Source organism: Variovorax sp. J22P240 (genome assembly GCF_030316855.1).
GTDB lineage: Bacteria > Pseudomonadota > Gammaproteobacteria > Burkholderiales > Burkholderiaceae_C > Variovorax.
The window spans coordinates 172,451-178,802 of the sequence record NZ_JASZYR010000011.1 but is presented as its reverse complement, the minus strand read 5'-3'; the positions used below and the strand labels follow the sequence as shown (position 1 = coordinate 178,802).

Here is a 6,352-nt window from a genome sequence, read left to right as displayed (position 1 = left end):
GGGCACCCAGGAGCAGCGCCCGGTCAAGAGCGGCAGCGCCGACGATGCGGCCTACATGCTGTCCAATGCCGACACGGTGATCATCGTGCCGGGCTACGGCCTGGCGGTGGCTCGCGCCCAGCACGCGGTCAACGAGCTCGCCGAGAAGCTCACCCACAAGGGCGTGACGGTGAAGTACGCGATCCACCCGGTGGCGGGCCGCATGCCGGGTCACATGAACGTGCTGCTGGCCGAGGCCGAGGTGCCTTACGACCAGGTCTTCGAGATGGAGGACATCAACGGCGAGTTCGCGCAGGCCGACGTCGCGATCATCCTGGGCGCCAACGACGTGGTGAACCCGGCCGCGCTCACCAAGGGCACGCCGATCTACGGCATGCCGATCCTGGAGGCCTACAAGGCCAAGACGGTGATCGTGAACAAGCGCTCGATGGCCGCGGGCTACGCCGGCCTGGACAACGAGCTGTTCTACATGGACAAGACCATGATGGTCTTCGGCGACGCCAAGAAGGTCGTAGAGGACATGGCCAAGGCGATCGAGTAACTCTCGGCGCCGCGCGCAAAAAACCACGGGCCGCGCAGTGTCGCGGCCCGTGCCACATCCGAACGTCAAGTTACGATGGCGGCAAATTTCGACACAATATTTTGCATTGGAGACTAACTGTGACTGATCGACCCTGGCTTGGCAGCTATCCGCAAGGCGTGCCCGCCGACATCGACGCCTCGCGCTACCCCTCGCTGGTCGCGCTCATGGAAGAAAGCTTCACGAAGTACGCGGATCGCACGGCCTACAGCTTCATGGGCAAGGACGTGAGCTACGCCGATGTCGACCGTCAAAGCCGTGCTTTCGCCGGCTACTTGCAAGGCCTGGGCCTCGTCAAGGGCGACCGCGTCGCCGTGATGATGCCGAACTGCCCGCAGTACCCGATCGCTGTGGCGGGCCTGCTGCGCGCCGGCTTGATCCTCGTCAACGTGAACCCGCTCTACACGCCGCGGGAACTGGAGCACCAACTCAAGGATTCGGGCTCCAAGGCGATCGTCATCATGGAGAACTTCGGCACCACGCTGCAGCAATGCATGGCGGCCACGCCGGTCAAGCACGTCGTTTTGGCCGCGATGGGCGACCGCCTGGGCCTGCTGAAGGGTGCGCTGGTCAACTATGTCGTGCGCAACGTCAAGAAGATGGTGCCCCAATACAGCCTGCCCGGTGCGGTGCGGTTCAACGAAGCGCTCGAAAAGGGCGCGTCGCGCACCGTCCAGCCGGTCGCGATCGGTCCCGACGACGTCGCGGTGCTGCAATACACCGGCGGCACCACCGGCGTGTCGAAGGGCGCAGTGCTGCTGCAACGCAACGTGATCGCCAACGTGCTGCAGTCCGAAGCCTGGAACGATCCGGTCATGCAGAAGGTGCCCGCCGGCGAACAGCCGACCAGCGTTTGCGCGCTGCCGCTGTATCACATCTTCGCTTTCACCGTGAACATGATGCTGAGCATGCGCACGGGCGGAAAGCTGATCCTGATCCCGAATCCGCGCGACATCGCGGGCGTGCTCAAGGAGTTGTCGAAGCACACCTTCCACAGCTTCCCGGCCGTGAATACGCTATTCAACGGCCTCGCGAACCATCCCGACTTCGGCACCGTCAACTGGAAGAACCTGAAGGTCTCCGTCGGCGGCGGCATGGCGGTGCAGGGCGCGGTGGCCAAGCTGTGGCTCGACAAGACGGGCTGCCCGATCTGCGAGGGCTACGGTCTTTCGGAAACCTCGCCGTCGGTCACCTGCAATCCGACGACGAGCATCGCGTACACCGGCACCATCGGTGTGCCCTTGCCTAGCACCTATGTGAAGCTGATCGACGACGACGGCCACGACGTCGCCCTGGGCCAGGCCGGCGAGGTCGCGGTCAAGGGGCCGCAGGTGATGGCCGGCTACTGGCAGCGTCCCGACGAAACGGCCAAGGTCATGACGGCCGACGGCTACTTCAAGACCGGCGACGTCGGCGTGGTCGACGAGCGCGGCTACTTCAAGATCGTCGACCGCAAGAAGGACATGATCCTGGTCTCGGGCTTCAACGTGTACCCGAACGAGATCGAAGACGTGGTCGCACAGATCCCGGGCGTGCTCGAATGCGCCGCGGTGGGCATCGTCGACGAGAAGACCGGCGAGACCGTGAAGCTTGTGATCGTCAAGAAGGACGCCGACCTCACCGAGGCCGAGGTGCGCGAGTTCTGCCGTGCGAACCTCACGGGCTACAAGCAGCCACGTGTGATCGAGTTCCGCACCGATCTTCCCAAGACGCCGGTCGGCAAGATCCTGCGGCGCGAATTGCGCGACGTCAAAAAGTAAGGGTTCGGCCGGGGACGCGACCCGGCATCGCTCTTGCATATTGGGACTGAATGTTTCGATTCATCCTGACACGCGCAAGCCTCCTCGTGCCGACTTTCATCGGCATGACGCTGCTTGCGTTTTTCCTGATCCGGCTGGTGCCGGGCGACCCCATCGAGACGCTCGCGGGCGAGCGCGGCATCGATCCGGTCCGCCACGCGCAACTGCTGAAGGACTACGGACTCGACAAGCCGCTCTTCACGCAATACGGCATCTACATCGAGCGCGTGATGCACGGCGACCTGGGCAAGTCGGTCATCACCCAGGAACCGGTGATGAGCGAGTTTCTCGCGCTCTTCCCGGCCACGGTCGAACTGGCGGTGTGCGCCATCCTCTTCGCGCTGATCCTCGGCATTCCGGCGGGCATCATTGCGGCGGTCAAGCGCAACTCGCTGTTCGACCACGGCGTGATGGCGACTTCGCTCACCGGCTACTCGATGCCCATCTTCTGGTGGGGGCTGTTGCTGATCCTGTTCTTTTCGGTGCAGCTCGGCTGGACGCCGGTCTCGGGCCGCATCGCGGTGCAGTACTACATCGAGCCGGTGACCGGCTTCCTGCTCATCGATTCGTTGCTGTCGGATGACAAGGGCGCGTTTTTCTCGGCGCTGCAGCACCTGATCCTGCCGGCCATCGTGCTGGGCACCAACACGCTCGCGGTGATCGCGCGGATGACGCGATCGGCCATGCTCGAAGTGCTCGGCGAGGACTACATCCGCACCGCGCGCGCCAAGGGACTCGCGCCGCTGCGCGTGGTGGGCGTGCATGCACTGCGCAATGCGCTGATCCCGGTGGTCACGGTGATCGGGCTGCAGGTTGGCGTGCTCTTCACGGGAGCCATCCTGACCGAGACCATCTTTTCCTGGCCCGGTGTCGGCAAGTGGCTGATCGAGGCCATCGGCCGGCGCGACTATCCCGTGCTGCAGGGCGGCATGCTGCTGCTCGGCGTCATCGTGATGGTGGTCAACGTTGTGGTCGATCTGGCCTACGGCTTCATCAATCCCCGCATCCGGCAATCGCGATGAGCGCGACCACAGTTCCCGTCGAAATAGGTACTGCACCACCAGGGCCGTGGCGCGAGTTCTGGGGCTCGTTCTCGGCCAATCGCGGCGCGGTCATCGGTCTGGGAGTGGTCGTGTTCCTGCTGCTGGTGGCGCTGTTCGCGCCGTGGATCGCGCCGCATGCGCCCAACCAGACCGACAGCACAGCCTTCCTGCGGCCTCCGGCCTGGCAGGATGGCGGATCGATGGCGCATCTTCTGGGCACCGACGCCATCGGCCGGGACATCCTCTCGCGGCTCATGTATGGCGCGCGGCTCTCGCTGTCGATCGGCATGGCCGTCGTCGCGATCTCGGTCGCGGTCGGCATCTCGCTGGGGCTGATCGCCGGCTTCTTTCGTGGCGTGCTCGAGATCGCGATCATGCGGCTGATGGATGTGATCCTCACGCTGCCGAGCCTGCTGCTCGCGATCGTGATCGTGGCGATCCTCGGGCCGGGGCTGATCAATGCGATGCTCGCGGTCGCGATCGTGGTGCTGCCGCACTACGTGCGCATCACACGCGCCGCCGTGATCTCCGAGGTGTCGCGCGATTACGTGACGGCCGCGCGCGTGAGCGGTGCGGGCACGCTGCGCCTCATGTTCCGCGAGGTGCTGCCCAACTGCGCCGCGCCGCTCATCGTGCAGGCCTCTCTGGGGGTTTCGACCGCCATCCTCGATGCGGCGGCGCTGGGCTTCCTCGGCCTCGGTGCACAGCCGCCGTCACCGGAATGGGGAACCATGCTGGCCGACGCGCGCGAGTTCGTCTTGCGCGCGTGGTGGGTCGTGACATTTCCGGGCCTCGCGATCCTCGCCGCCGTACTCGCATTCAACCTGCTGGGCGACGGCTTGCGCGACGCCCTGGACCCCAAACTCAAACGCTGAAGTTCCCCACGCCATGCCGTTGTTAGACATTCGCGACCTGCATGTGGAGTTCCCCACACAAGGCGGCACGCTGCATGCGGTCGATGGCGTGAGCCTGCGCCTGGAGCAGGGCGAGGTGCTCGGCATCGTCGGCGAATCGGGTTCGGGCAAGAGCGTCACGATGATGGCGCTAATGGGCCTCATCGGCTGGCCCGGCCGTGTCCGTGCGCAGCACCTGCGTTTTGCCGGCCACGATTTGCTCGGCATCTCCGACAAGGAGCGGCGCAGCCTCGTCGGCAAGGACGTCGCGATGATTTTCCAGGAGCCGACGACCAGCCTCAATCCCTGCTTCACGATTGGGTGGCAGTTGATGGAGACCTTGCGCCTGCACCTGAACCTCGACAAGCGCGAGGCGAAGAAGCGCGCGACCGAGTTGCTCGAACAGGTGGGCATCCCCGCTGCGTCATCGCGCCTCGGCGCCTACCCGCACCAGTTGTCGGGCGGCATGAACCAGCGCGTGATGATCGCCATGGCGATCGCATGCAACCCGCGCCTGCTGATCGCCGACGAACCGACCACCGCGCTCGATGTGACCATCCAGGCGCAGATACTCGACCTGTTGCGCAGCCTGCAGAAAGAGCGCGGCATGGGGCTGGTGCTGATCACGCACAACATGGGCGTGGTCAGCGAGATGGCCCAGCGCGTGGCCGTGATGTATGCGGGCCAGGTGATGGAGGAGCGCGGCGTGGCCGAGCTGTTCGCCGCGCCACAGCACCCCTACACCGCGGCCCTGCTTGCGGCATTGCCCGAGCGCACCGCGGGCAAAGGGCGGCTTGCCACCATCGCTGGCGTGGTCCCGGGTGTGCACGATCGGCCGGCCGGCTGCCTCTTCTCGCCGCGCTGCAGTTACGCGACGGCGCATTCGCGCACTGAGCGGCCCGAACTGCGGGAGTGGATGGGCGGGCAGGTGCGCTGTCATTACGCCCTCGGCGATCCCCGGCGCGACGAGGCGCTTGCACGCGATGGCGCGCAGGTGGTGGAGTTCGTGCGATGAGCGAAGTGGTCGTCGAGGCCAAGGGGCTGCAGCGCGTGTATTCGGTCCGACGCGGACTCTTTCGCGCCCCTGCGCATCTGCAGGCCGTCGGCAACATCTCCTTCAAGCTGGAGAAAGGCCGAACGCTCGCGGTGGTCGGCGAATCGGGTTGCGGCAAGTCGACCTTGGCACGCATGGTTGCGTTGATCGAGAAGCCGACGGCGGGCTCCCTCACGCTGGTTGGCCACGATGCGGTCGACCCGCCCGCCGAGCGTCGGCGCGAATTGCGGCAGGCCGTGCAGCTGGTGTTCCAGAACCCGTACGGTTCGCTCAACCCCCGAAAGAAGATCTCGGCCGTTCTCGAAGACCCGCTCGCGATCAACACGTCGCTCGGCAAGTCGGAGCGCGCCGCGAAGGCCCGGGACATGCTGGCGCGCGTCGGGCTGCGGCCCGAGTACGCCAACCGCTATCCGCACATGTTCTCGGGTGGCCAGCGCCAGCGCATCGCGATCGCGCGCGCGCTGATGCTCGATCCGCGCCTGCTGGTGGCCGACGAGCCCGTGTCCGCGCTCGATGTGTCGATCCAGGCGCAGGTGCTGAACCTGCTGGCGGATCTTCAGGCCGAGCTGGGGCTGTCCTATCTCTTCATCTCGCACGACCTCGGCGTGGTGCGCCACATCGCACACGACGTGCTGGTGATGTACCTCGGCCATGCGGTGGAGCAGGGCCCCAAGGCGCGCATCTTCGCGCGGCCGCTGCACCCGTACACGCAGGCGCTGCTGGCCTCGACACCCGGCCTCGCGGCAGAACGCATCGTGCTGAAGGGCGAGTTGCCTTCACCGCTGGCGCCGCCGCCGGGATGCGTGTTCAACACGCGTTGCGCGCATGCCACCGAGCGCTGCCGCACGGAACGGCCGCTGCCGCGCCTGCTCGACGAACGCATGGTGGCCTGCCACCATGCCGAAAAATTTCTCGATGGTGCGGCGGAAGTCCGTGCCGATCATTCCCTGCCCGCTTGAGTGCGGATTCAACCCTGAAGGAGT

At 65.7% G+C, this 6,352-nt stretch carries 6 protein-coding genes; all 6 read left to right on the top strand.

The window, feature by feature from the left end; translation table 11 throughout:
- Window positions 1–541, top strand: a 541-nt coding sequence (locus tag QTI24_RS23265) for an NAD(P)(+) transhydrogenase (Re/Si-specific) subunit beta (protein WP_286603672.1), incomplete at its 5' end; no start/stop codon positions are given.
- Between the two features lie 119 nt (window positions 542–660).
- Complete coding sequence (locus QTI24_RS23260) at window positions 661–2,340, top strand: long-chain-fatty-acid--CoA ligase (RefSeq protein WP_286603671.1); 1,680 nt, start codon at window positions 661–663, stop codon at window positions 2,338–2,340.
- A gap of 50 nt (window positions 2,341–2,390) precedes the next feature.
- Entirely contained in the window at window positions 2,391–3,401 is a 1,011-nt protein-coding gene (locus QTI24_RS23255) for an ABC transporter permease subunit (protein ID WP_286603670.1), read from the top strand.
- On the top strand, window positions 3,398–4,297 hold the full coding sequence (locus tag QTI24_RS23250) for an ABC transporter permease subunit (protein WP_286603669.1): 900 nt from the start codon (window positions 3,398–3,400) through the stop codon (window positions 4,295–4,297). Before QTI24_RS23255 ends, QTI24_RS23250 begins: the two co-directional genes overlap by 4 nt.
- A 13-nt stretch (window positions 4,298–4,310) precedes the next feature.
- Window positions 4,311–5,330 carry an ABC transporter ATP-binding protein gene (locus tag QTI24_RS23245; RefSeq protein ID WP_286603668.1) on the top strand — a complete coding sequence of 340 codons (1,020 nt, stop codon included), beginning with the start codon at window positions 4,311–4,313 and terminating at the stop codon, window positions 5,328–5,330.
- Window positions 5,327–6,328, top strand: coding sequence for a peptide ABC transporter ATP-binding protein (locus QTI24_RS23240; RefSeq protein ID WP_286603667.1), 1,002 nt, complete (start codon window positions 5,327–5,329; stop codon window positions 6,326–6,328). Before QTI24_RS23245 ends, QTI24_RS23240 begins: the two co-directional genes overlap by 4 nt.
- Window positions 6,329–6,352: the final 24 nt, after the last annotated feature.